The sequence below is a fragment of the Lichenibacterium ramalinae genome, from assembly GCF_004137085.1.
Lineage (GTDB): Bacteria > Pseudomonadota > Alphaproteobacteria > Rhizobiales > Beijerinckiaceae > Lichenihabitans > Lichenihabitans ramalinae.
The window spans coordinates 139,410-164,784 of sequence record NZ_QYBC01000006.1 but is presented as its reverse complement, the minus strand read 5'-3'; the positions used below and the strand labels follow the sequence as shown (position 1 = coordinate 164,784).

The window sequence follows — 25,375 nt, the reverse complement described above, 5'->3', positions numbered from 1 at the left end:
TTCGCCCGCTTTTAAGTCTCTGTGAACCCTGATGCCGTTGAGTGGCGGCATGGGTACAGCATCCCGATCCGGTCCGCCTGGACGCCGGGATCGCCGGCACCCTGCGTGTGATCGGGGATCGGCGATGTCGATGCGGAGCGAACTGGACTACGACCGGACGGGACGGGCTGCCGTGGGCCGCGAACTCGACCTCGTCGGTCTCGGGCGGGCGATATCGCGCCGGCGCTGGTGGTTGATCGTGCCGGCCCTGGTCTGCTTCGTCGGGGCCGTGCTCTTCGTCTCGACGGTGCCGCCCCGCTACACCGCCGAGGCGAAGGTCCTGGTCGAGAACGGCGAGAACTACTTCACCCGCCCGGACCGCACCGACCCGCTCTCCGCGACCCTGCCCGACGACGAGACCGTGCAGAGCCAGATCCAGCTGGTGCAGTCGCGCGACATCGCCCGCGCGGCCGTCCGCCGCCTCGACCTCAAGGGCAACGTCGAGTTCGATCCCCTGGCGCGGGGGCTCGACGTCGTGTCGCGCCTGACGATCCTGCTCGGCCTGGCGCGCGATCCCACGACCGTCTCGCCCGAGGACCGCATCCTCGCCAACTACTTCGACCGGCTGACCGTGTATTCGGTGCCGAAGTCCCGGGTCATCGCCATCGAGTTCAGCGCGGCCGATCCCGACCTCGCCGCGCGGGCCGCCAACACCATCGCCGAGCTCGTCATCGAGGCCCAGTCCGCCGCCAAGCGGGACAGCGCCCGCCAGGCCGCGTCGTCGCTGGCCTCGCTGGTGACGGACCTGCGGACCCGGGTGGCCGAGGCCGAGGGCAAGGCCGACGCCTACCGCACGCAGTCCGGCCTGCTGCAGGGCGCCAACAACGCGACCATCACCAACCAGCAGCTCGGCGACCTCAACACCCAGCTGGCCCAGGCCCGCACCTCCCAGGCCGACGCCCAGGCCAAGGCCAAGATCATCAAGGCGATGATCGCCCAGAACCGCGTCGGCGAGATCCCCGACGTCGCCAACAACGAGTTCATCCGCCGCATCTCCGAGCAGCGCTCGACGCTCAAGGCCGAGATCGCCCTGCAGAGCCGCACGCTGCTGCCCGGCCACCCCCACATGCAGGAGTTGAACGCCCAGCTCGCCGACGTCGATGCCCAGCTGCGCCTCGCCGGCGACAAGATGGCGCGCACGCTCGAGAACGACGGCCACATCGCGGCGGCCCGGGTCGACAACCTGCTGGCGGCGCTCGACGTCCAGAAGAAGACCGTGGGCACGGCCGGCGTCGACCAGGTGCACCTCAACACGCTGGAAACCCAGGCGCGCCTGCTCAAGGACCAGCTCGAGTTCAACACCCAGAAGTACCAGGAGGCCGTGGCCCGCGAGAATGCCGCCTCGACCCCGGCGGACGTGCGGGTGATCTCGCGGGCAATGGCGCCGCAGCTGCCGTCCTTCCCCAAGAAGGTGCCGACCATCGCCATCGCCACCATCGCGGGTCTGGTGCTGGCCCTGGGCATCCTGGTGGCGCAGGAACTGCTGTCGGGCCGCGCCTTCGCGGCGTCCGATGCCGAGGCGGCGGCGGTGGCTGCGCCCGACGCCCTTCCGCTCCCGGTGGCGACGCCGATGCCGGCGCCGGCCCGGGCCATGAGCGAGGCGGCGCTGGCGGCCGAGGGCGAGGCGAGCCTGCTCGCCACGCTCGACGCCCTGCGGGACTGCCGCGTCCAGAACCACGCCGCCCGCGCCCTCGTCCTTCCGCCCTCGCCCCGCGCCGCGGCGCCCGCCGCCGTGATCGGCCTCGCCCGCCGCCTGTCGGGCGAGGGGCGCACCATCCTGGTCGACCTCAACCGGGCCTCGCCGGCCGTGGAGCCGCGCCACCTCGCGCTCGACAGCTACGGCCCCGGCGACGGGGAGCCGATGGGTCTCGGCGAGCTGCTGGCCGGCCATGCGAGCTTCGCCGAGGTCATCCACCGCGACAGCCAGTCCCGCCTTCACGTGGTGCCGGTGGGGCAGGACCCGATCGACGGGTCGGCCCTCGACACGATCGGCCTCGTGCTGGACGCCCTGGGCGAAACCTACGACTACCTCGTGCTGCACGCCCCGGCACCGACCGACCCGGTCACGCTCCGCCTCGCGCCGGAAGCCGATGCCGTGGTGATCGTGCATGCGGGGGACAGCGCCTCGGCCGAGATCGCGGCGGCGCGGGACATGCTGGCGCGGGCGGACGGGCCCGCCGCCGTCCACCTCGTGCCGGCGTCAGTCCTCGCGCCTCGCAGCGCCGTCCGCCGGGCGGCCTGACGCGCCGCGGCGTGCCGACGACAGGGCGCGCCGCAGCCGCAGTGCCAGCGGCCAGGCCCAGCGCGACTGCTTGATGGCGCGCTTGGCCTGCAGGCGCAGGCGCTCGGCGCGGGCCGCGGCCCAGCCCCGCAGCGTGAGCGGGACGAGGCTGTCGAAGAGCGGCTCCGCTTCCGGACAGTAGGTGGCCTTGTAGCGCGCCTCGCCGATCCCGAGGTCGAACATCGTGAAACCCTCGGCGCAATAGTGCCGCATGGTTTCGGCGAGCAGCAGCTCGCCCGGGCTGTTGCGGGCGAACTCGGCATCGGCGGTGAACGAGGTCAGCATGCCCGAGAAGCGCGCGCCGTGACGGACCCCGGCCAGCGTCGCCAGGATGCGGTCTCCGCAGCGCAGGGCATGGAGGGCCACGGGGCCGGCGCCGCCCGCCGTGGCGGCGAGGAAGGCGCGCAGGCCCGGGATGTCGCCGCAGTCGATGCCCGCCAGGTCGTTGCGGGCCGTCCGCTGCACCGTGAAGGCGTCCAGGACCTCCGCGATCTCGGCGGCGCCGCGCGCCTCGAAAACCGCCACGGGGCCGATCGCCGCCAGGCGGGTGGTCTTCTGGCGCAGCTTCTTGCGCGTCTCGCGCGACAGCTGCGCCTTGAAGAAGGCTTCGCCGTCGGGCTGCAGCGTGGCCCGGTAGGCGAAGCTCGGGCTCGGCTGGTGCGGGAAGGCGAGGAACGGGTTGGCGACGCCGTCCCAGGCATGGGGCTGGTTGCGGAAAAGGCAGAGGTCGATCGTCGTGCCGCTCGCGGCCGCGGCGCGGCGCAGCAGCGCCGTCAGGGCGGCGCGCGACAGGTCGGTCCCGGGCGCGAACAGCCCCATGTTAAAGTTGCTGTCCTTGGCGCCCAGGAAGGAGGCGACCCGGAGCCAGCCCTGCCGCTGCAGGCCCAGCGGCAGCACCGCCTGGGCGCGACCGTCGGCGTCATGCGCCACGACGATCAGCGGGACGACGCCGGCCGCCCGGCCGACGCAGTCGATCCAGGGCAGGATCCAGTCGGGCCTCTGGTAGGGCGTCGTGGGGACCCGGCCGGCGAGGTCCTGCCAGTCCGCCAGGGCGGCACGCGGGTCGCGGTGGACCGTCACCGACGCGAAGGGACCGGCGGGCGTCGCGCGCCCGTCCCGCAGGCCGGCGCCACGGTCGCCGGCTTCCGAGCGGCCCGCCTCCATCGCGACCTCTGACATGGGACCGGGCACTCCATCGTCTCCCGTCCGCCGGGCCGACCGCAGCGCAGTGTAGCAATAAATCCGCAAAGCCTCGGCGCTATCCTGAAGCGGGGTAAACGGCCCGCCCGGGGGACAGCGATGCGCGACAGGATCATCGGGGCGGGGTTCGCCGCCCTCGGCGCCACCGGGCTGCACCGCGTCGCGGCACCCCGCCTGCGCGGGCTCGGCGCCCTGCTCATGTTCCACCACGTCCGCCCGGCCAGCCCCAGCGCCTTCGCGCCGAACGGCATGCTGGAGATCACGCCCGGCTTCCTCGACGCCGCCCTGACGCGCATCAAGGCGCTTGGCTACCGGCTGCTGCCGCTCGACGCCGCCGTGGCGGAACTGCGGGCCGGCGGGGTGCCCGGCGCCCCGCCCTTCGCCGTGCTGACCTTCGACGACGGCTATCGCGACAACCTCGTCCACGCCCTGCCGGTCCTGGAGCGTCACGCCGCCCCCTTCACCATCTACGTCACCACCGGCTTCGCCGAGCGGCGGGCGCGGCTCTGGTGGGTCGAGCTCGAAGAGGCGATCCGCCGGGCCGAGCGGGTCGAGCTCTCGATCGGCGAGGCCGCGTTGTCGCTGCCGGCGCGCAGCGCGGCCGAGAAGGCGGCCGCCTGGAAGGCCGTCTACTGGCCGCTGCGGGCGGGGCCAGAGGACCGGCTGCTCGCCGCCGTGGCCGACCTCGCCGACCGCCACGGCGTCGACGGGCCGGCCCTCGTCGCCGAACTCTGCATGGACTGGGACGAGATCGCCGCCCTGGCGCGCCACCCGCTCGCCACGGTGGGCGCCCACACGCTGAGCCACCCGCGCCTGGCCCACCTCGACGTTGCAGAGATGCGGACCGAACTCGGCGCCGCCAAGACCATCCTGGAGGAGCGGCTGGGGCGCCCCGTCGTGCATCTCGCCTATCCGGTGGGCGATCCCGGTTCGGCGGGGCGTCGGGAGTTCGCCGCCGCCGCGGCCTTCGGCTATGCGAGCGGCGTGACGACGCGCCCGGGCCTGCTGCACGGCGAGCACGCCGGGCATCTCACGGCGCTACCGCGCGTCTCGGTCAACGGTTTCTGGCAGGACCTGCGCCACCTTGAAGTGCTGCTGTCGGGCACCGCCTTCGCCCTGTGGAACCGCGGGCGCCGGCTCAACGTGGCTTGAAGCTCAGCCCTCGACCTCGGGGTCGGGCTTTTCCATCCAGGCGATGAGGGGCAGGAGCGGCAGCACCCAGGCCAGGCCCAGCACGGCATAGACCATGGCCTGGACGGGCCCCGGCGCGGTGCGGATGGCGTTGGCTTCGGCCGCCACCATGGCGCAGACCGCGTAGACCATGACGAAGAGCAGCATGGCCCCGGCGCCGATGAACTTGCGCGACCGTCGGCGCATGGCGTTCCCCTTGTGTCCCCGGCCGGGATGGCTATCACTCGGCCCACCGCCGTCCCATGCGACAGGGTGCGCCTGGATGGGGGCGGGCCGGAGGCTTAGATCCGGCGCGTGGCATCATCAGGTGTAAGCCGTCCCATGTCGATCCCCCAAGCTCGCCTCGCCCCGGCCCAGCGCCGCCTCCAGGCCGCTCCCACGGTGCGTCCGGGCCGCCGCGCCGCGGCCCTCGGCCCGGTGCGCGCCTGGCTCTGGCTGGTGGCGGGCTGCATCTTCGCCATGGTGGTGGTGGGCGGCGCCACGCGCCTGACCCAGTCCGGCCTGTCGATCACCGAGTGGAAGCCCGTGATGGGCGTGCTGCCGCCCCTGGACGAGGCCGCCTGGCAGGCCGAGTTCGACCGCTACAAGCTCATCCCGCAATATGCGCTGATGAACCCCGACATGAACCTCGCGGGGTTCAAGGCCATCTATTATTGGGAATGGGCGCATCGCCTGCTCGGCCGCGTCATCGGGGCGCTGGTGGCGGTGCCGCTCGTCTTCTTCTGGGTCACGGGCCGGCTGACGCCGGCGCTGAAGCCGCGGCTCGTCGGGCTGCTGGCGCTCGGCGGCCTTCAGGGCATCATCGGCTGGTTCATGGTCAAGTCGGGCCTCAGCGCCCGGGTCGACGTGTCCCAGTACTTCCTGGCGCTCCACCTCGTCACGGCATCGCTCACCCTGGTCTGGACGATCTGGCTCGCCGAAGGGCTGCGGCGGGTGGCGGCGGTGCGGCGCGACCCCGCCGTCGAGCGCCTGCGCCCGACCGCCTCGCTGCTGCTCGCCCTGGTGCTGGTGCAGGTCGGCCTCGGGGCCTTCGTGGCGGGGCTCCACGCGGGCCTGATCTACAACACCTGGCCGCTCATGGACGGCCACCTCGTCCCGCCGCTCGCCGACCTGCTGCGCCAGTCGCCGCTGTGGTCGAACCTGTTCGAGAACGTCACCACGGTGCAGTTCGACCATCGGACGGTGGCCTATGCGGTGCTGATCCTGGCGCTATTCCACGCCGCCGACGCCTGGAGCCACGCGCCCCGCACCGGCGCGGCCTGGCGGGCCACGCTGCTCGTGGTGGCGGTTCTGGCCCAGGCCGTCATCGGCATCTCGACGCTGCTCCTCGTCGTCCCGCTCTGGGCGGCGCTGCTGCACCAGGCCTTCGCCATGGTGGTGCTGGGCCTGGCGGTGCTGCACCGCCGGCGCCTCGGCAGCCCGGCGCTCCGCGTCGTCCCGGCCTGACCGGGCGGGCGAGGTCGGGGGGCGAACTCACAGCGCCGTGCTCACGGCGCCAGCGCCTGGTCGAGATCGGCGACGAGGTCGGCCGCATCCTCGATGCCGATCGACAGCCGCACCATGTCGGGTCCCGCCCCGGCCGTCACGCGCTGATCGTCGGTGAGTTGGCGGTGGGTCGTCGAGGCGGGGTGGATGACGAGCGAGCGCGTGTCGCCGACGTTGGCGAGATGCGAGAACAGCTTCAGTCGGCCCACCAGCGCCACCCCCGCCTCGTAGCCGCCCTTGAGCCCGAAGGTGAAGACCGCGCCGGCGCCCTTCGGGCAGTAGCGCTGCGCCAGGGCGTGATAGGGGTCGTCCGGCAGGCCGGGGTAGCTCACGCGCGACACGGCCGGGTGTTTCGACAGGAAGGTGGCGACTTCCAATGCATTGTCGCAGTGGCGCCGCATGCGCAGCGGCAGCGTCTCGATGCCGGTGAGGATCATGAAGGCGTTAAAGGGCGACAGCGACGGGCCGAGATCGCGCAGGCCGAGCACCCGCGCCGCGACGGCGAAGGCGAAATTGCCGAAGCTTTCGCCCAGCACCAGGCCGTTGTAGTCGGGCCGCGGCTGCGACAGGGCCGGGAAGCGGTCGTCCGCCATCCAATCGAACGTGCCGCCGTCGACGATCACGCCGCCGATCGAGTTGCCGTGGCCGCACAGGAACTTGGTCGCCGAATGTACCACGATGTCGGCGCCGTGCTCGAAGGGGCGGATGAGGTAGGGGGACGCCAGCGTATTGTCGACGACCAGCGGCACGCGGGCGCGCTTGGCCACGGCCGCGATGGCGGCGACATCGGTGACGATGCCGCCGGGGTTGGCCAGCGCCTCGATGAAGATGGCCCGGGTCCGGTCCGTCACCAGCGCCGCGAAGGCTTCCGGGTCGGCCGGGTCGGCCCATTTCACCTGCCAGCCGAAGCGCTTGAAGGCGTGGTTGAACTGGTTGATCGACCCGCCGTAGAGCTTGGTCGAGGCGATGAACTCGTCGCCGGGCTGCATCAGCGCGTGGAACACGATCTGCTGGGCGGCATGGCCGGACGCGACCGCCAGGGCCGCGGTCCCGCCCTCGAGCGCCGCCACCCGTTCCTCCAGCACCGCGCAGGTCGGGTTGGTGATGCGCGAATAGATGTTGCCGAAGGCCTCGAGGCCGAAAAGCGCGGCCGCGTGGTCGACGTCGTCGAAGACGAAGGACGAGGTCTGGTAGATGGGCGTGGCGCGGGCGCCCGTCGTCGGGTCGGGCTGGGCTCCGGCGTGGACCGCCAGGGTGGCGAAGCCGGGGACGTGCTGGTCGAGGGCGCCGTGGGCGACGGTTCGCGTCATGGTGGGTTCCTCTCCGCTGGACGGCGGACGTCGGCGCCCGCCTCCCTCGCGGCATCTTGGCGCTTTTCGCGGCGGCGGTGAAGGTGGGGGCGCGTCGCCCCCGGCCATCCGTCCGCGACCGCTCGTCAGCCCTCGGCCGCCGAAAGCGGCTTGGTGATGGCCTCCAGCGACTGCCCTTCCGCCTTGACGCCGATCAGCGCCTCGACCCCGGCCGCCGCCACCATCAGCACGCCGCCCGCCACGTAGCCCCAGAACAGCGGCTCGCGTGAGCCCGCGCCGATGAGGGCGCCGTAAAGGGCGGGGGCGCCGACGCCGCCGACCAGCGTTCCGGCCGCGTAGAAGACCGCGATGGCCATGCCGCGGATCTCCAGCGGGAAGATCTCGCTGACCGTGAGATAGGCGGCGCTGGCGGCCGAGGAGGCGATGAAGAAGATGGCCGTCCAGGCCATGACCTGGGTGGTGGCGGTGAGCATGTTCTCGCGGAACATCCAGCCGCTGATGGCGAGCAGGATGCCGGCCAGCCCATAGGTGATGACGATCATGGGCTTGCGGCCCACCGTGTCGAACAGGCGGCCGATCACCAGCGGCCCGATGAAGTTGCCGATGGCGAAGGGGAACAGGTAGAGCCCCGTCTGCCCGGGCGCGACGCCGTAGAAGGTGCCGAGCACCAGCGCATAGGTGAAGAAGATGGCGTTGTAGAAGAAGGCCTGCGCCACCATCAGGCTGAGGCCGAGCAGCGAGCGCGAGCGATGCTCGTGGACGACGGCGTGCCAGATCTCGCTCCACGGCGTCTTGCTCCGCACGCGGATGCGCGTCTTGTCGGTGACGGGCTTCAACATCTCGGGGTGGTCCGACACGTCGCGCTCGATGTCGCCGACGATCTTCTCCGCCTCCTCGTTGCGGCCGTGCGTCATCAGCCAGCGCGGGCTTTCCGGCACCCAGTGGCGCAGGAACATGATGGCGAGGCCCAGCACGGCGCCGATGCCGAAGGCGTAGCGCCAGCCGCGGTCGACCCCGAACCGCGCCGGGTCGAGCAGCAGGATGGAGGCGGCGGCGCCGAGCGCGGCGCCGAGCCAGAAGGTGGAGTTGATGATGAGGTCGACCCGCCCCCGCACCCTGGCCGGGATCAGCTCGTCGATGGCGGAATTGATGGCCGAATATTCGCCCCCGATGCCGGCGCCGGTGAAGAACCGGAAGACGAGGTAGGATTCGAGGTTCCACGAGAAGGCCGTGGCCAGCGTCGCGGCGAGATACAGCAGCAGCGTGACGGTGAAGAGCTTCTTGCGGCCGAGCCGGTCGGTCAGGTAGCCGAAGCCGAGCGCTCCCAGCACGGCGCCGGTGAGATAGGCCGCCGCCGTCAGGCCGACCTCGGTGTCGGTGAGGCCGAGGCTCGCCTTGTCCTTGAGGACGCCCGCCACCGAGCCCGCCAGCGTCACTTCGAGCCCGTCCAGCACCCAGGTGATGCCGAGGGCCACCACCACCAGCCAGTGCCAGCGGCTCCAGGGCAGGCGGTCAAGCCGGGCCGGGACGTCGGTCTCGGTCCATCGCGCGGGCGTATCGGTCATGGATCGGTCAGCCATCTCGTGGGATGCGGCCGCGTCGCGGCATCGGCGACGGCGCGGTACGGGAAGGAACGGTCTCGGGACGACGCCCGGACGGGCTCAGCCGGCGTCGCCCAGCAGCCGGCGGTATTCGATCTTGGGGCAGCGGTCCATCACGACGGTGACGCCCGCGGCCTGCGCCCGCGCCGCCGCGGCATCGTCCCGCACCCCGATCTGCATCCACACGGTGCGGGGCGGCGGCGCCAGGGCCAGGGCGTCGTCGACCACGGCCCCGGCCGCCTCGGACTTCCGGAACACGTCCACCATGTCGACCGGCTCCGGCAGGTCGGCGAGGCGCCCGTAGACGCGCCGTCCCTGGATCGTGCCGCCGGCGAGGCCGGGGTTCACGGGGAAGACCCGGTAGCCCCGCCCCGACAGGAAGTGCATCACCCCGAAGGACGGCCGCGCGGGGTCGGCCGAGGCGCCCACCAGCGCGATGGTCCTGGTGTCGCGCAGGATCGCGGCGATCACGGCATCCGTCGTTTCCCGCTCCGGCATCGTCGCTCCCCTCGGCCCGGTGCTCTGGTATCGAGATACCACATCACCCAAGCTCATGTTTTTCTGCCGGTTTCGCCCGATCCGGCGTTGACGGCTGTGCCGGCGACCCGTAGAAGCGGTGCCAGCGGCGGTTCCCTGGCGGGGACCGCCTCTCCCGTTACGGAACCTGAAACCTCATGTTTGGCAAGACTCATTCGACCAAGACGGCCGAGGTCGAGAAGCAGTGGGTCGTGATCGACGCCACCGGCCTCGTCGTCGGGCGGCTCGCGTCCCTCATCGCGGTGCGCCTGCGCGGCAAGCACAAGCCCACCTTCACGCCCCATATGGACGACGGCGACAACATCGTCGTGGTGAACGCCGACAAGGTGGTGTTCACCGGCCGCAAGAAGGAACAGAAGGTGTACTACCACCACACCGGCTATCCGGGTGGCATCAAGGAGCGCACCGCCAAGTTCATCCTCGAGGGGCGCTTCCCCGAGCGCGTCGTCGAGAAGGCCGTCGAGCGCATGCTGCCCCGCGGTCCGCTCGGCCGCAAGCAGCTCGGCAACCTCCGCGTCTACAAGGGCGCCGAGCATCCCCATGCGGCCCAGGCCCCCGTGGCGCTCGATGTCGCCGCCCTGAACTCCAAGAACGTCAGGAGCAACTGATGGCCGAGACGCTGTCGTCCCTGCAGGACCTCGCCAATATCAACGCCTCCACCCAGCCGGAGGCCCCCGTCCACGTCCAGAAGCTCGATGCCCAGGGCCGCGCCTACGCCACCGGCAAGCGCAAGGACGCGGTCGCCCGCGTCTGGATCAAGCCCGGCTCGGGCAAGATCACCGTCAACGGCCGCGCCTTCGACGCGTATTTCGCCCGGCCGGTGCTGCGCATGATCGTGCAGCAGCCGCTCGGCATCGTCAGCCGCACCAACCAGTACGACCTCACCGTTACGGTGGCGGGCGGCGGCCTGTCGGGCCAGGCCGGCGCGGTGCGCCACGGCCTGTCGAAGGCCCTCACCTATTTCGAGCCGGAGCTGCGCGCCCCGCTGAAGCGCGAGGGTTTCCTCACGCGCGACAGCCGCGTGGTCGAGCGCAAGAAGTACGGCCACAAGAAGGCCCGCCGCTCCTTCCAGTTCTCCAAGCGCTGACATCCAGCCATCGGCGACGGAATGCGAAAGCGGCCCACGGGCCGCTTTTTTTTGTCACGGGACTGTGCGACCCAGGCGTCCGGCACCCTCCAGCGAGGCACGAGATGGCGACGATCTTCATCGACGGCGAGGCCGGCACAACGGGGCTCGGCATCCGCGATCGCCTGGTCGGCCATGCCGGGGTCGCGCTGCGCTCGATCGATCCGGATCGCCGCAAGGACCCGGCCGCCAAGGCCGAGCTGATGGCCGAGGTCGACCTCGTGATCCTGTGCCTCCCCGACGCCGCCTCGCGCGAAACGGTGCGGATCGCCGACGCCCTCGGGGCCGAGGCCCCGAAGATCCTCGACGCCTCGACGGCCTACCGGGTCGCGCCGGACTGGACCTACGGCTTCCCGGAGCTCGATGCCGGCCAGGCGGGTCGGATCCGCGCCGCCCGGCGGGTCTCCAACCCCGGCTGCTACGCCACGGGCGCCATCGCGCTGCTGCATCCGCTGGTCGCCGCCGGGCTGATCCCGGCCGACCATCCGCTGACCATCAACGCCGTCAGCGGCTATAGCGGCGGCGGCAAGAGCATGATCGAGGACTACGAGGCCGGGACCGCCCCGGCCTTCCAGCTCTATGGGCTCGAGCTCGAGCACAAGCATCTGCCCGAGATCCAGCGTTATGCCGGCCTCGCCGTGCGGCCGATCTTCGTCCCCTCGGTCGGCAACTTCCGGCAGGGCATGGCGGTGAGCGTGCCGCTGCACCTCGACGTCCTGCCGGCCCGGCCCAAGCTGGCCGACGTCGAAGCCGCGCTTGCCGCCCATTACGCCGATGGCGCGCACGTGCGGGTGATGCCGGGACAGGGCAAGGTGGATCCCCGGGTCCACAACGACAGCAATGCCATGCACCTCCAGGTGTTCGGCAGCGAGCCGCGGCGCCAGGCCGTGCTGGTGGCGACGCTCGACAACCTCGGCAAGGGCGCGTCGGGCGCGGCGGTGCAGAACCTCGACCTGATGCTCGACCTCGGCTGACGGGGCAGGGCGGCGCGCGGCGCCGGCCCGCCCAGCTCAGCGTGCACCGGTCAGCGTGCACCCGTCATCCTACCCATGTCATCGTGTCCCGGTTGCCGGCCGTGCCGCCGCTGCCCATCTCAAGCCCCGTGCCTATCCGCGCGGAGTGTCCATGAGCCTCGTCCTCGATCCCGCCCCGGCGCCGCGCCGCCTCCCCGCCGACATCGCGGTCCGGGGCGCCCGCGCGCCGGCCCCGATCCCGCTCGACACGCCCCCCGGCACCCTCGGCCTGCTGAAGGGCCTGCGCGACAACCCCGTCGCGACCTGGACCCGCTGGCATTTCGAACAGCCGATCGTGCACGGCAAGAGCGTGCTGGGCCGCGTTGCCGTGGTCAGCGACCCCGCCGTGATCCGCCACGTCCTGGTCGAGAACAGCGCCAACTACGACAAGGGCGGGCTGCAGCGGCGCATGCTGGGCGGCGGCCTCGGCACCGGCCTGCTGCTGGCCGAGGGGGCCGAGTGGAAGGCGCAGCGGCGGGCTCTGGCGCCCCTGTTCTCGCCGCGCCACGTCGAGGGCTTCAAACGCGCCATGGTGGCGGTGGCGGACGAGATGGGCGAGCGCTGGTCCCGCCTGCGGGACGGGCGGCGCATCGATGTCGCCGCCGAGATGGCCCGCGTCACCCTGCGCGTCCTCGGCCGCACGGTCTTCTCCGAAGCCATGAACGGGCCCGAGGACCATTTCGCCCGCACGGTGTCGCGCTACCTCGAGGCCGTCGGCAAGATCGACCCGCTCGACATCCTCGACCTGCCCGCCTGGGTGCCGCGCCTGGCGTCCGCCCAGACCAAGCCGCTCATCCGCTTCTTCGAGGACGAGGTGACGGCCATGCTGGCCAAGCGGCGCGCCCTGCTGGCGGGCGACGCCGCCGCGGCGCCGCGCGACCTCCTCACCCTGCTGCTCGAGGCGCGCGACCCCGAGACGGGGCTCGGCCTGTCGGACGACGACGTAAAGGCCAACATCATCACCTTCCTGATCGCCGGCCACGAGACGACGTCGAACGCCCTGACATGGGCGCTCTATCTCCTGTCCGAACACCCGGAAGCCCGCGCCGCCGTCGAAGGCGAGGTGGACGCCCTGATGCCGGACGGCCGTATCGATCCCACCCAGGTCGACGCCTTCGTCCACACGCGGGCGGCGCTGGACGAGGCGATGCGGCTCTACCCGCCCGCCGCCTCCATCACGCGCGAGGCCCTCGGCCCCGACATTCTCGGCGGCATCCGCATCAAGGCCCGCACCATGGTGGTGGTGTCGCCCTACGTGCTGCACCGCCACAAGCTGCTGTGGGATGCGCCCGACCATTTCGTGCCGGAGCGGTTCCTGCCGGAGCGGCGCGGCTCGGTGGACCGGTTCGCCTACCTGCCCTTCGGTGCGGGCCCGCGCATCTGCATCGCGGCTTCCTTCGCCATCCAGGAGGCCGTCATCATCCTGGCCACCGCCATGCGCCACGTCCGGCTCACCGTGGCGCCGGGTCACGAGGTCATGCCGGTGCAGCGCGTCGCGCTCCGCTCGCGCGGCGGCATGCCGATGATCCTCCGGCAGCGGTAGGGTCTGGGGCCGGCCCACCTGCGGCCCGCGGGCGACGTGCGGTAGAAGATCGCGCTCTGTCATGCTAGGTTTCGCCATCCTGGGGTGAGCGGCGAGGGCCTGCGGCATGGTTCGATCGGGTGTCATCGCCCTGCTGCTCGGCTCGCAGGGCGCGCCCGCGCTGGCCGCCGACTGCTCCTTCGCGGCGTTCAGCACCGTGCCGAGCGTCGACATGACGACCCGGTGGACGGTGAGGAGCGGGCGTCCCTGCGACATGACCGTGCCGGTCAACGACGGCATCGGCGCCTCCAGCATGATCGTCGTCGACCAGGCGGGCGACGGCACGGCCTCGACCCCCACCGAATCGCGCATCCGCTACGTGTCGCGGCCCGGGTTCGTCGGCCACGACCGGTTCGTCATCTCGCGCACCGCGGAATCCATGGCCAGGCGCGTGCTGCGCGGCACGGCGCATTGGACCGTGGAGGTCGACGTCGTGCCCTGACCGAGGGCGAGCCCGACCTCCCCAAGCCGGCTTTCCGGCCAAGGTTTCCTTCATCCTCGTGTCGCACCATGGCCCCCGGCCGCACCGGGACCTGGGCGAGGAGTGGAGACCGTGGACGCAGCGGAAGCGACGTTGGAGGCGGCCCTCCCATCCCGGCGGACCGGGCCCGTCGCCGGCGTCTCGCCGCGGTCGCGGGTCGTGGCGGCGGGAGCCGCGACGGCGGCAGCGCTGGTCCTGGCGCAGGTCCTGCTCGTGGTGAGCCGCCTCGACGGTCACTTCCTCTACACGCTCGACGATCCCTACATCCACCTGACCCTGGCGCGGCAGATCGGCGAGGGGCATTACGGGCTCCAGCCCGGCGTCGCGGCCTCGCCGTCCTCGTCGATCATCTACCCGTTCCTGCTCGCCGGCCTGATGGAGGTGGGCCTCGGGTCCTGGGCGGCGCTGCTGGTCAACGCGCTGGCCGCCATGGCGAGCGGCGGCCTGATCGGGCTCCTCGCCGTCGACGCGGTGCCGGGCCTGCGGGCGGCGCCGACCGTGCTGGTCGCGGCGCTGGCGGCCTGCGTCATGCTCGCGCTGAACCTCGCCGGCCTCGCCATGACCGGGATGGAACACGGGCTTCAGGTGGCCCTGACCCTGGCCTGGCTGGTCGGGGCCTGGCGCTTCCTGCGCGGCGGGCCGGTCACGGCCGCCTGGCTCGCCTGTGCCGCGGTGCTGCCGCTGGTCCGCTACGAGGATGCGAGCCTGTGGCTCGCCGCGGTCGCGGTGCTGGCGCTGCGTCGCCGCCTGGGGGCGGCCCTGGGCCTGTTCCTGGCCGGTGCCGCGGCGCTCGGGGCCTTCTCGCTCATGCTCCACGCGCTCGGGCTCCCCCTGCTGCCGAGCTCCGTGCTGATCAAGTCGTCCGGGCCGGCCCACGCCGGCCAGCCGGCGCTCGTCGCGGCGGTCCTGCACCTCCACGAGATGGTGGCGTCGAACATGCGCTTCGGGGAAGGGCCTTTCCTGGTCTGCCTCACCCTGGCGGTCGCCGCCATGGCGAGCCTGAAATGGGGCTCCGCCGATTCGGACGACCGGGCCGCCGCCGTGCTCGGCCTCGTTGGGGTCGCGGTCGGCGCGGTCCACCTCACGCTGGGGCGCGTCGACGGTTTCTCCCGCTATACCATCTATATCATGGCGCTGGACGCCGGCGTGCTGCTGATCGGCTGCGCGACCGGGCGGCGCAGGCCCCGGGACCGCGGCGCGTGGCACCGCTGGTCCCCGGCTCTGGCCGTCCCGGTGCTGATGCTCGCCCTGACCTGTCCCGCCCAGCTCCTCGTGCACCGGTCGCTGCGCAGCGACGTCGCGGCGCGCAACATCTACGAGCAGCAGTTTCAGATGCGTCGGCTCGTCGCCGACTTCTATCGTCGGCCGGTGGCGGTGAACGACATCGGCCTCGTCTCGCTCGACGATCCCTATCCCGTGCTCGACCTTTGGGGCCTCGGCTCCGAGGAGGCGCGGGTCGCCCGCCTGGAGGGGCGATCGGGAGTTTGGATGAAGACCCTCGCCGACCGCCATGGGGTCGGGCTCGCCATGGTCTACGACGCCTGGTTTCCCGATGTCCCGGCCTCCTGGACCCGCGTCGCGACGTTGCGGCTCGCCGCCCAGCGCGAGTCCGCCTGGGGCGAGGTCGTCACCTTCTACGCCACGGCCCCGGACCGCATCGGCGCGATCGAAGCCGCGCTGGACCGCTGGGGGCCGACGCTGCCCGCCGGCGTGGCGTTGACGCGCGGGCCGGGTGCGCCCGCGCCCGCGTCCGGCCCGGCCTGAGGGGCGGCCCGCCGCGCGTTCGGGTCGGCCGGGCCCGTCAGAAGCCGATCTGCACCTTCATGCTGCGGCGGCGGTCCGAGGCGAGGTCGAAGGCGGCGACGGCGTCGGCGGCGTCGAACCGCGCCGTCAGCATGGCGGACAGGTCGACGCGGCCGCTGTCGATCAGGGCCACGGCCTGGGCGAACTCGTCGTGGAAGCGGAAGGAGCCCACGATCGCCAGCTCCTTCGCCACCACGAGGTTCTGAGGCAGGCTCACGTCGCCGCCGAGCCCGAGCTGCACGACGGTGCCGCGCGGCTCGACGATGTCGAGGCCGGCCCGGAGCGCCCGTTCGTTGCCCGAACATTCCACCATGACGCCGAAGCGTCCCTTCTCGGCCGCCTCGGTGGCGAGGGCCTGGGGGTCGGTCGCGATGTTGACGGCCCGGTCGGCGCCGAGGCGCAGCGCGATGCCGAGCGGCTCGTCGACCACGTCCGTCACCAGGATCTCGGCCGCCCCCGCGTGACGTGCCGCCACCACCACCAGGGCGCCGATGGGCCCGCAGCCCGTCACCAGCACGCGCCGTCCGGGCAGCGGGCCGGCGCGCGACACCGCGTGGAGCGCCACCGCGAGGGGCTCGGCCAGCGCCAGTTCGGACGTCGAGGCCCGGCGGGCCGGCACGCATTGCACGGCGTCGCAGACGAGGTGCTCGCGGAAGCCGCCCTGGATGTGGGGCATCGGCATGGCGCTGCCGTAGAAGCGCATGTTGAGGCATTGGTTGGGCAGGCCGCGCAGGCAGAACCGGCAGTGGCGGCAGGGCCGGCTCGGGTTGACGGCGACCCGGTCGCCGACCGCGAGGCCCGAGACGCCCGCGCCGAGCTCCGCCACGACGCCGGCGATCTCGTGCCCGAGGATCATGGGCTCGCGAAGCCGGATGGCTCCGAAGCCGCCGTGGTTGTAATAATGCAGGTCCGAACCGCAGATGCCGCCGGCCTCGATCCGGACCGCGACCTCGCCCGCCGCGACGGGCGCGGCATCCCGCTCCTCGACCCGGAGGTCCTTGGCGGCATGGATCACGATGGCGCGCATGGGGTTTCCTCCGGGATCGCGGGACGACGCCGTCGGGCGGCCGCGCACGGACCGGCCGTGGACGCGCCGGGTCCGCGATCGCCCCGCCTGTCATCTTGTTATCGATAACGTCGGCGGGGCGTCGCCGCGTGTCAAGCCGGGCGGGGCGGGTTGACCTCGCCGGCCGGATCGATGACCGTCGGCGGCAAAACGGGAGGATGGCGTGACGCTTTTCGACTTGACGGGCCGGCTCGCCCTGGTGACGGGATCGAGCAAGGGCATCGGCCTCGCCCTGGCGCGCGCGCTGGCGCAGGCGGGGGCCGAGGTGGTGCTGAACGCACGCGATGCCGATCGGCTCGAGGCGAGCCGCGCTGCCCTCGCGGCGGAGGGGCATCGCGTCCACGCCGTCCCCTTCGACGTCACGGACCCGGCCGCGGTCGCGGCCGGCGTCGACCGGATCGAGAGCGCGATCGGCCCGCTGGCCATCCTGGTCAACAATGCCGGCGTGCAGCACCGCGCGCCGCTGCAGGACTTCCCGCACGAGGCGTGGCGGCGGCTCCTCGCCACCAACCTCGACAGCGTCTTCTTCGTCGGCCAGGCGGTGGCCCGCCACATGATCGGCCGCGGGCGCGGCAAGATCATCAACGTGGGCTCGGTCCAGAGCGAACTCGCCCGCCCCGGCATCGCGCCCTACACGGCCACCAAGGGGGCGGTGAAGATGCTGACCAAGGGCATGGCGACCGATTGGGGGCGCCACGGGCTGCAGTGCAACGGCATCGGCCCCGGCTATTTCCGCACCGAACTCAACCAGGCCCTGGTCGACGATGCGACCTTCTCGGCCTGGCTCGCCAACCGCACGCCGATGGGCCGCTGGGGAGAGGTCGAGGAGCTGGCCGGCGCGGCCGTCTTCCTCGCCTCGGACGCGTCGAGCTTCGTCAACGGCCACATCCTCTACGTCGACGGCGGCATCACGGCGAGCCTGTGAGCCGGCGACGGGCGGCGCGCCACCGCACGCGTTGACAAGCCCGGCACGCGCCTCGACACTCCCGGCGATCGGGCCGGCAAGGCCCGGCTGCAACGGCCCCGACGAGGGCCGGCCAACGACCGTCCTGGGAGGGACCCGATGTTCCAGAGCTTTCGCGGCGTCGTCATGGCGGCCGCCCTCGCCTGCGCGGCGGTGCTGCCGGCGAGCCCCGCCGGAGCCGTCACGCTGGCCGAGATCCAGGGCCGGGGCGCGGTGCGGATCGGCGTGCTGACGGGCGCGCCGCCGAACGGCATGATCGACGAGAACGGCAACCCCAGCGGCTACGACGTCGACGTCGCCAACGTCCTCGGCCGCTACCTCGCCCTCCCGGTGAAGCTCGTGCCGCTGACGCCGCCGGCCCGCATCCCGGCGCTGCAGACCGGGCAGGTGGACTTCCTCATCGCCACGCTGGCCCCGACCGGCGAGCGTGCCAAGACCGTCATGTTCACCACGCCCTACAGCGCCTTCGACCTCGTCGTAGTGACGACCCCGGACAAGACCTTCGCCAAGGCCGACGACCTCAAGGGCAAGCACGTGGCGGTGAACCGCGGCTCCTCGCAGGAGGCGGCGCTGCGGCGTGCCGCCATACCGGGCGTCGAGATCGTGGTCTACGAGGACGATTCCACCTCCGTCCAGGCTGTGCTGTCCGGCCAGGTCGATTGCGCCATCGTCCCGTCCACCGTCGCCCAGGGCGTCATCAAGCAGATGCCCGGCGCCATGAAGCAGGACTTCACCTTCTTCAGCCAGGGCAACAGCATGGCGACGCTGCTCGGCGACTTCGAGCTGCACCAATACCTCAACACCGCCATCTACGTCATGAAGGTCTCGGGCGAGCTCGACAGGATCTCGGTGAAGTGGACCGGCTCGCCGCTGCCGCCGAACCTGCCGACCTTCTGACCCGGCCGCCGGTCGCCGTCGCCCCATGACCTACGCGTTCCAGTTCGGGGTGCTGAACCAGTACCGGGACCAGTTGCTGGCCGGCTTGTGGCTGACGGTGGAGATCTCGGCCGTCTCCATCGTGGCCGGCACGGCGTTCGGCATCGTGCTCGCCTCGCTGCGCAGCATGGCGGGGCGCGGCACCCGCATCGCCGTCGACACCTATGTGGAGCTGATCCGCAACACGCCCTTCCTGGTGCAGCTCTTCCTCATCTACTTCGGGCTTCCGGCCGCGGGCCTGCGGGTGGGGGCGGTGACGGCGGCGCTGATCGGCATGACGGTCAACCTCGCCGCCTATTCGACCGAGATCGTCCGCTCCGGCATCGAGGCCGTGCACAGGAGCCAGATCGAGGCCGGCGAGGCGCTGGGCCTCACCCAGGTCCAGGTCTATCGCCACGTCGTGCTGCTGCCGGCGATCCAGAAGGTGTATCCGGCCCTCTGTTCGCAATTCGTGCTGATGATGCTGGCCTCCTCGATCTGCTCGGCCATTTCGACCGGGGAGCTGACGGCGGCGGCGGCCTTCGTCCAATCGCAGAGCTACCGCTCCTTCGAGGTCTACCTCGCCGCCACAGCCCTCTACCTCGCGCTCGCGCTCGGCCTGCGCGGCATGCTGGCGCTGCTCGGCCTGTGGCTCTTCGGACGCCGCGCTGCCCGGCGGGCTCTGGTGCCGGTGGTGGAGGCCTCGGCGTGATCTTCCACACCTTCGGCTGGCCGCAGTTCTGGTTCCTGGTCCAGTCCATGCAGTGGACCGTGATCCTCACGGCGCTGGCGCTGGGCGGCGGGGGCATTGTCGGCTTCGGCGTGGCCCTGGCGCGGGTGTCGCGGATCGGCTGGCTGCGGCTCGCGGCCGGGACCTACATCCAGCTGATCCAGGGCATCCCGGTGCTGATGATCCTGTTCCTCAGCTTCTACGGGCTCGCCCTCATGGGCTTCCAGCTGCTGCCCATCGTGGCGGCCGGCATCTCCATGGCGGTCTACGGCTCGGGCTACCTCGCCGAGATCTGGCGCGGCTGCATCCAATCCGTGCCGAAGCCGCAGTGGGAGGGCTCGGAGTCGCTCGCCATGACGCGGCTCCAGCAATATCGCCACGTCATCCTGCCCCAGGCGTTGCGCATCGCCCTGCCACCGACGGTCGGCTTCGCCGTGCAGGTGGTCAAGAACACCTCGATCGCGTCGCTGATCGGCTTCGTCGAGCTCGCCCGCGCCGGGCAGCTCGTCAACAATGCCACGTTCCAGCCGTTCCGGGTCTTCCTGGTGGTGGCGGCCCTCTACTTCGTCATCTGCTACCCGCTCTCGCAACTGTCGCGCTGGCTGGAAGGGAGGCTCCATGCCGGAAGTCGTCGTTGATGGCGTGCACAAGAGTTTCGGCGTGGTGGAGGTGCTCAAGGGCATCACGATGAGCGTCGAGCGCGGCGAGGTGACGGCGCTGATCGGCCGCTCCGGTTCGGGCAAGTCGACGCTGCTGCGCTGCATGAACGGGCTCGAATCGATCCAGAAGGGCGCCATCACCATCGCGGGCCACGCCGTCACGGCCGACAAGGCGAAGCTCCGCAGGCTCCGCACCGATGTCGGCATCGTGTTCCAGAGCTACAACCTGTTCCCGCACCTGTCGGTCGCCGACAACATCACCCTGGCGCCCCGGATCGTGAAGAAGATGGGCCGCGGCGAGGCCCGCACCGTGGCCGAGGAGGTGCTGGCGCTGGTCGGGCTGTCCGACAAGTTCGGCGCCTATCCGGACCAGCTGTCGGGCGGCCAGCAGCAGCGCGTCGCCATCGCGCGCTCGCTCGCCATGAGGCCCAAGGTCATGCTCTTCGACGAGGTGACGTCGGCGCTCGACCCCGAACTCACCGGCGAGGTCTTGGCCGTGATGGAGCGCCTGGCGCGCGACGGCATGACCATGCTGCTGGTCACCCACGAGATGGGCTTCGCCCGCCGCGTCGCCTCAACCACGGTCTTCATGCACCGGGGCCGCATCCACGAGAGCGGCCCCTCGCGCGACCTCTTCGACGCGCCCCGCACCCCCGAGATGGCGCAGTTCATCCGCTCCGACATCAAGTAGACGGGCGCGGCGGCTCCGGCGCCCGCCGTTGACAATCGCCGCCCTGTTATCGATAACATCGAGGGCGAGAACGGTTGAAGCCGTCGCGCAAGCCAGGGGGGGAATGCGATGGCCGACGGCCTGCTCCGGTTCGACGACATCGCCAAGACCTTCGGCGCCACGCGGGCGCTGCGGGGCGTCAGCCTCGACGTCCGCCGCGGCGAGGTGGTGGCGCTGCTGGGCGAGAACGGCGCCGGCAAGTCCACGCTCATCAAGGTGCTGGGGGGCCTGTTCCGCCCCGACCGCGGCCAGGTGCTGATCGACGGCACGCCCTACCGCCACCAGGTGCGCGGCGGCGGCCGGTCCCCGGTGGCCTTCATCCACCAGGACCTCGGCCTCGTCGAATGGATGACGGTGGCGGAGAACATCGGCCTGGCCGGCGGCTTCGGCGTCCGCGGCCGCAGGCGCCGGTTCGGCATCGACTGGCGCGGCACGGTCGAGAGCGCGCGCGACGCGCTGGCGCTGGTGGGCTGCAGCTTCGACCCCGACACGCGGGTGGCGAGCCTCAGCCGCACCGAGAAGTCCCTCGTCGCCATCGCCCGCGCCCTCATGGTCGACTGCGACTACCTCGTGCTCGACGAGCCGACCGCGAGCCTGCCGGCCGACGAGGTGGAGCGGCTCTTCGCGGCGGTGCGGCGGCTGAAGGCGCGCGGCGTCGGCATGATCTACGTGTCGCATCGCCTCGACGAGATCTTCCGCATCGCCGACCGCGTCGCCGTGATGCGCGACGGCCTCAAGGTCGGCGAGATGGCGGTGGCCGACACGACCCCGGCGGACCTCGTCAGCCTCATCGTCGGCCGCTCCGACCTCGAACTCTTCCGCAAGGCGGAGCTGAAGCCCGGCCCGGTGCGGGCCTCCGTGACCGACCTCGTGACGCCGAACGCCGGCCCGGTGTCGTTCGACGTGCGCCAGGGCGAGTTGCTCGGCCTCGTGGGCCTGCGCGGCGCCGGGCAGGAGGAGGTGGGGCGGGCGCTGTTCGGCGCCGTGGCGCACCGGGGCAGGGTGCTGCTCGACGGGGCCGTGCCCGACCTGTCCTCGCCCATCGCCGCCATGCGGGCCGGCACCGGCCTCATGGCGCGGGACCGGGCGGAAGAATCCATCTGCCCGGCGCTGTCCATCCGCGAGAACTGTTTCCTCAACCCCGGCGCCGCCGGCCGCGGCCTGTTCTCGCCTCTGTCCCCCGCCCGCGAGGCCGCCCTGGCTTCGGCGCTCGGCGCCCGCGTGGGCCTGCGCCCCAACGATCCGGCCCTCGCCATCGAGGGCCTGTCGGGCGGCAACCAGCAGAAGGTCGTGGTCGGGCGCTGGCTCGCCACCGGCCGTCGCCTGCTCGTCGCCGAGGACCCGACGGCCGGCGTCGACATCGGCGCCAAGGCCGACATCTACCGGCTCATCGCGCTGGCGCTCGAGGCCGGCCTCGCCGTCGTGGTGGTGTCGACCGACTTCGAGGAGGTGGCCCACATCTGCCACCGGGCCCTCGTGTTCAATCGGGGCCGCATCATCGCGGAACTCACCGGCGCAGCCCTGTCGACGGCGGGCGTCATCACGGCCGCCTCCGCGTCCGAGGCCGCCGTCGACCGCGCCACCCACCCCGCCGCAGCCTGACGCTCCCCCCGACATCCGCGCGAGGACCCGCCCATGGCCACCAATTCGATCCGCTCCGACGCCCTGGAGCCGACCCGCGCCGAGCTCAGGGCGGCCCGGCCGGCGGAACGCGTGGCCCGCCTCGTGCCGGTCTACGGCCTGCCGCTCCTCACGCTGCTGCTCATCGCCGGGTTCTCGCTGGCGCTGCCCGACACGTTCCCCACCATGCTCAACCTGCGCTCGATCGTGTCCGACAAGGCCATCATCGCGCTGCTGTCGCTCGCCGCCATGATCCCCATGGTGACGGGCAAGATCGACCTCACGGTCGGCTACGGCATCGTCCTGTGGCACGTGCTGGCCATCAGCCTGCAGACCGTTTCGGGCCTGCCCTGGCCCCTGGCGGTGCTGATCGTCGTGCTGCTCAGCGCCGCCACGGGTTTCCTCAACGGGCTCCTCGTCGAGGTGGCGCGGATCGACAGCTTCATCGCGACGCTCGGCACCGGCACGGTGCTGTATGCGCTGGCGCTCTGGTACACGGGCGGCCGGCAGGTTGTGGGCGTGCTGCCGCGGGACTTCCTGGCGTTGAACTCCACCTTCGTCTTCGGCCTGCCCATCACGGGCTATTACGTGCTCGGCCTCGCCGTGGTGCTGTGGTTCCTGCTCGAACACGTGCCGCTCGGCCGCTACCTCTACGCCATCGGCGCCAATCCGAAGGCGGCGGCGCTGAACGGCATCCCGGTCGAGCGCTTCACCATCCTGGCCTTCGTGGCCTCCGGAACCCTCACCGGCATCGCGGGCGTGCTGCTCGCCGCCAAGCTGCGCATCGGCCAGGCGAGCGTCGGGCTGGAGTTCCTGCTGCCCGCCCTCGTCGGCGCCTTCCTGGGGTCGACCACCATCAAGCCGGGCCGCGTCAACGTCTGGGGCACGGTGGTGGGCGTCGTCATCCTGGCGGTGGGGATCGCCGGCATCCAGCAGATCGGCGGCTCCTTCTGGGTCGAGCCGCTCTTCAACGGCGTGACGCTGCTCGTCGCCATCGGCATCGCCGGCTATGCCCAGCGCCGCCGCGGCGCCGCGGGTCGCCGGCAGCTGCTGGAGCCGGCCCCGGCGCCTGCCCTGGCCCCGGCGCCGGATGCGCCGCGGGCCGGTTGAGGGTCGCGCCGATCCCGGGCCCGCCCATGTCGAACGGCCTGCCGGAGCAGGGGAGCGGCTCCCAGGCGGGGGACCCGGGCCAGGCCCCGCGACCCGCCCCCACCATGGCGGATGTCGCGCGACGCGCCGGCGTCTCCGCCATGACGGTGTCGCGGGCCCTCAAGGGCGCCGGCACCGTGTCGGACCTGACGCGCCGGCGCATCCTGCGGGCCGTGGACGACCTCGGCTACGTGCTGGACCGGACGGCCGGCACGCTGTCGTCGCGGCGCTCGGGCTTCGTCGCCGTGCTGATCCCCTCGCTCAACAATTCCAACTTTTCCGACACGGCCGGCGGCATCGGGCGCAGGCTCGAGGGCAGCGGGCTCGAGATGCTGCTCGGCGCGACCGGCTACGACCGAGGGCGGGAAGAGGACCTCATCGCCGCCCTGCTGCGCCGCCGCCCCGAAGGCATGGTGGTGACGGGGGGCAGCCACACGGAGCGGGCCCGGCTTCTGCTGGGCGCGGCCGGCATCCCGGTCGTGGAGATGTGGGACCTGCCGCCGGAGCCGATCGGCCACGTCGTGGGCTTCTCCAACGCCGCCGCGGCCGCCGCGCTGGTGCACCACCTCCATGCCCGGGGCTATCGCGCCATCGGCTATATCGGGGGCTCGACGGACCGCGACACCCGCGGGTCCGACCGCCGCCGGGGCTACGAGCGGGCAGTGCGCGACCTCGGCCTGCCGCAGGGGCTGACGGTGGCCTGCGGGTCCCCGCCCATCGCCATGGACCAGGGCAGCGAGGCCGTGGTGCGCCTGCTGGAGCGCAGCCCGGAAACCGACGCCGTCGTCTGCGTCTCCGACTTGTCGGCCTTCGGGGCCCTGTCGGAATGCCAGCGGCGGGGCTGGTCGGTCCCCGGGCGGCTCGCCATCGCGGGCTTCGGCGATTTCGAACTGTCGCGGTCCTGCCACCCGCGGCTGACCACCGTCTCGGTCGACGCGCCCGCCATCGGGGACGGCGTGGGCGACCTCCTGCTCCGGGCCATCGCGGCCGGGCGCGCCGACGCCGTGCTGGCGCCCGAAACCCGCCGCATGCCCTTCGCGATCCTGCAGCGCGAAACGACCTGAGGGCCGACCCGCCGTCCGGTTGGTGCGGCGGTCACGTCGACGCTCGGTCCCACCGACGGCCCCAAGGGCTTTCAGCGCGGGCCGGTGTCGGACGCGTGCCCCGGCGCGGGGTGCTGCCGGATGCCCCAGCCGATCGGCCGCCGCGCGTTGCCGGGGTGGCGCGGATCGGTGCCCCACAGGGCCTGGTAGGTGTCGACGCAGCGACCGGCCCGTTGCAGTGCGACGAAGGCGGCCGCGACCGTGACCCACCAGCCCGCGATCAGCACCGCCATCCAGCGCGGGGCATCGAGCATCACCAGTCCGGCGGCCGTGGTGGCGACCACGACCGGCAGTGCCGCCCAGCCGAGCGTCTTGTGGACCACCTCGAAGGCGATGCGGCGCCGCGTCATGTCGTAATGGTCGCCGCGCAGCGTCGCCGCGGTCGGGCCGCCCTTGCTGCCGCGAACCAGCCCGGCGAGGACCTGCACCCATCCGGTGGCGACGAGGGTCCACCCGGCGCCGTGGTGCCACCGGGCCAGGGCCGTGGCGTCGGCGCCCCGTCCGTAGGCTGCGGCGGCCCCCAGCGTCATCAGCAGCACGCCGGCGGTCTGGAGCGACAGGTGGCACCGCCACCAGGCGGGATTGTCCAGCACCCGCGGCCAGGCCTGGCGGGGCGTGACCTTGAAGAAGCGGGCGACCAGCATGCCGACGGGCAGCAGGACCGACCAGGCGAGCACCATGGCGCGCGCGTGCCAGAACGCCCAGGACGGCGGCAGACCATGGTCCCGCCCCGACAGCCCCTCCGCCAGCCATGCCGCAACCGTCACGATCGTCGCCATCGCCGATGCCT

23 protein-coding genes and 1 pseudogene are annotated in these 25,375 nt (G+C 72.2%); 17 read left to right on the top strand and 7 right to left on the bottom strand.

The window, feature by feature from the left end:
• The first annotated feature begins 124 nt into the window (after window positions 1-124).
• Complete coding sequence (locus D3272_RS08930; RefSeq protein WP_165361284.1) at window positions 125-2,281, top strand: GumC family protein; 2,157 nt, start codon at window positions 125-127, stop codon at window positions 2,279-2,281.
• On the opposite strand, the gene D3272_RS08925 is transcribed toward D3272_RS08930, so the two are convergent.
• The gene (locus D3272_RS08925; RefSeq protein ID WP_129218806.1) at window positions 2,240-3,499 is read right to left on the bottom strand and encodes a GNAT family N-acetyltransferase; all 1,260 of its coding nucleotides are present in this window, start codon (window positions 3,497-3,499) and stop codon (window positions 2,240-2,242) included. The two genes, D3272_RS08930 and D3272_RS08925, sit on opposite strands and share 42 nt — an antisense overlap.
• A gap of 120 nt (window positions 3,500-3,619) precedes the next feature.
• On the opposite strand from D3272_RS08925, the gene D3272_RS08920 reads away from it, so the two are divergent.
• A complete protein-coding gene (locus D3272_RS08920) occupies window positions 3,620-4,672 on the top strand; it encodes a polysaccharide deacetylase family protein (RefSeq protein ID WP_129218805.1) in 1,053 nt (350 codons plus the stop codon).
• 3 nt (window positions 4,673-4,675) lie between these two features.
• On the opposite strand, the gene D3272_RS08915 is transcribed toward D3272_RS08920, so the two are convergent.
• Window positions 4,676-4,897, bottom strand: a complete 222-nt coding sequence (locus tag D3272_RS08915) for a DUF2842 domain-containing protein (protein ID WP_129218804.1) — start codon at window positions 4,895-4,897, stop codon at window positions 4,676-4,678.
• A gap of 135 nt (window positions 4,898-5,032) precedes the next feature.
• On the opposite strand from D3272_RS08915, the gene D3272_RS08910 reads away from it, so the two are divergent.
• Window positions 5,033-6,157 carry a COX15/CtaA family protein gene (locus D3272_RS08910; RefSeq protein ID WP_129218803.1) on the top strand — a complete coding sequence of 375 codons (1,125 nt, stop codon included), beginning with the start codon at window positions 5,033-5,035 and terminating at the stop codon, window positions 6,155-6,157.
• A 41-nt stretch (window positions 6,158-6,198) separates the two neighbouring features.
• On the opposite strand, the gene D3272_RS08905 is transcribed toward D3272_RS08910, so the two are convergent.
• From D3272_RS08905 to D3272_RS08895, 3 genes and pseudogenes are all read right to left on the bottom strand, one after another.
• A complete protein-coding gene (locus D3272_RS08905; protein WP_129218802.1) occupies window positions 6,199-7,506 on the bottom strand; it encodes an O-acetylhomoserine aminocarboxypropyltransferase in 1,308 nt (435 codons plus the stop codon).
• A gap of 125 nt (window positions 7,507-7,631) precedes the next feature.
• Window positions 7,632-9,071, bottom strand: coding sequence for an MFS transporter (locus D3272_RS08900; RefSeq protein ID WP_245496454.1), 1,440 nt, complete (start codon window positions 9,069-9,071; stop codon window positions 7,632-7,634).
• A gap of 99 nt (window positions 9,072-9,170) precedes the next feature.
• Window positions 9,171-9,605 (bottom strand): annotated as a pseudogene (locus tag D3272_RS08895) (CoA-binding protein); the annotation flags it as partial.
• 176 nt (window positions 9,606-9,781) lie between these two features.
• Here D3272_RS08895 and rplM point away from each other — a divergent pair.
• From rplM to D3272_RS08865, 6 genes are all read left to right on the top strand, one after another.
• Window positions 9,782-10,252, top strand: a complete 471-nt coding sequence (gene rplM, locus D3272_RS08890; RefSeq protein WP_129218799.1) for a 50S ribosomal protein L13 — start codon at window positions 9,782-9,784, stop codon at window positions 10,250-10,252.
• A complete protein-coding gene (gene rpsI, locus D3272_RS08885) occupies window positions 10,252-10,731 on the top strand; it encodes a 30S ribosomal protein S9 (protein WP_129218798.1) in 480 nt (159 codons plus the stop codon). Before rplM ends, rpsI begins: the two co-directional genes overlap by 1 nt.
• Before the next feature lie 104 nt (window positions 10,732-10,835).
• Entirely contained in the window at window positions 10,836-11,744 is a 909-nt protein-coding gene (gene argC / locus D3272_RS08880; RefSeq protein WP_129218797.1) for an N-acetyl-gamma-glutamyl-phosphate reductase, read from the top strand.
• Between the two features lie 151 nt (window positions 11,745-11,895).
• Entirely contained in the window at window positions 11,896-13,326 is a 1,431-nt protein-coding gene (locus tag D3272_RS08875; RefSeq protein WP_129218796.1) for a cytochrome P450, read from the top strand.
• Window positions 13,327-13,432: 106 nt separating this feature from the next.
• Window positions 13,433-13,807, top strand: coding sequence for a hypothetical protein (locus D3272_RS08870; RefSeq protein ID WP_129218795.1), 375 nt, complete (start codon window positions 13,433-13,435; stop codon window positions 13,805-13,807).
• A 111-nt stretch (window positions 13,808-13,918) separates the two neighbouring features.
• Complete coding sequence (locus D3272_RS08865; RefSeq protein ID WP_129218794.1) at window positions 13,919-15,610, top strand: hypothetical protein; 1,692 nt, start codon at window positions 13,919-13,921, stop codon at window positions 15,608-15,610.
• A 37-nt stretch (window positions 15,611-15,647) separates the two neighbouring features.
• Here D3272_RS08865 and D3272_RS08860 read toward each other — a convergent pair whose 3' ends face one another.
• Window positions 15,648-16,676 carry an L-idonate 5-dehydrogenase gene (locus D3272_RS08860; protein WP_129218793.1) on the bottom strand — a complete coding sequence of 343 codons (1,029 nt, stop codon included), beginning with the start codon at window positions 16,674-16,676 and terminating at the stop codon, window positions 15,648-15,650.
• A gap of 202 nt (window positions 16,677-16,878) precedes the next feature.
• Here D3272_RS08860 and D3272_RS08855 point away from each other — a divergent pair, with 202 nt between their 5' ends.
• From D3272_RS08855 to D3272_RS08820, 8 genes are all read left to right on the top strand, one after another.
• Window positions 16,879-17,640, top strand: coding sequence for an SDR family oxidoreductase (locus tag D3272_RS08855; protein WP_129218792.1), 762 nt, complete (start codon window positions 16,879-16,881; stop codon window positions 17,638-17,640).
• Between the two features lie 165 nt (window positions 17,641-17,805).
• Complete coding sequence (locus D3272_RS08850; protein WP_245496465.1) at window positions 17,806-18,576, top strand: transporter substrate-binding domain-containing protein; 771 nt, start codon at window positions 17,806-17,808, stop codon at window positions 18,574-18,576.
• Between the two features lie 25 nt (window positions 18,577-18,601).
• Complete coding sequence (locus tag D3272_RS08845) at window positions 18,602-19,306, top strand: amino acid ABC transporter permease (RefSeq protein ID WP_129218790.1); 705 nt, start codon at window positions 18,602-18,604, stop codon at window positions 19,304-19,306.
• Window positions 19,303-19,962, top strand: coding sequence for an amino acid ABC transporter permease (locus tag D3272_RS08840; RefSeq protein ID WP_129218789.1), 660 nt, complete (start codon window positions 19,303-19,305; stop codon window positions 19,960-19,962). The genes D3272_RS08845 and D3272_RS08840 overlap by 4 nt, the downstream gene beginning before the upstream one ends.
• Window positions 19,943-20,674, top strand: a complete 732-nt coding sequence (locus tag D3272_RS08835; protein WP_129218788.1) for an amino acid ABC transporter ATP-binding protein — start codon at window positions 19,943-19,945, stop codon at window positions 20,672-20,674. The genes D3272_RS08840 and D3272_RS08835 overlap by 20 nt, the downstream gene beginning before the upstream one ends.
• A 108-nt stretch (window positions 20,675-20,782) precedes the next feature.
• Window positions 20,783-22,315 (top strand): sugar ABC transporter ATP-binding protein, encoded by a 1,533-nt coding sequence (locus D3272_RS08830; RefSeq protein ID WP_129218787.1) that lies wholly within the window; start codon window positions 20,783-20,785, stop codon window positions 22,313-22,315.
• Window positions 22,316-22,348: 33 nt separating this feature from the next.
• The gene (locus tag D3272_RS08825) at window positions 22,349-23,443 is read left to right on the top strand and encodes an ABC transporter permease (protein WP_129218786.1); all 1,095 of its coding nucleotides are present in this window, start codon (window positions 22,349-22,351) and stop codon (window positions 23,441-23,443) included.
• Window positions 23,444-23,547: 104 nt separating this feature from the next.
• The gene (locus D3272_RS08820) at window positions 23,548-24,546 is read left to right on the top strand and encodes a LacI family DNA-binding transcriptional regulator (protein WP_129218915.1); all 999 of its coding nucleotides are present in this window, start codon (window positions 23,548-23,550) and stop codon (window positions 24,544-24,546) included.
• Between the two features lie 71 nt (window positions 24,547-24,617).
• On the opposite strand, the gene D3272_RS08815 is transcribed toward D3272_RS08820, so the two are convergent.
• A complete protein-coding gene (locus D3272_RS08815) occupies window positions 24,618-25,364 on the bottom strand; it encodes a cytochrome b561 domain-containing protein (protein ID WP_207210173.1) in 747 nt (248 codons plus the stop codon).
• Window positions 25,365-25,375 lie beyond the last annotated feature (11 nt).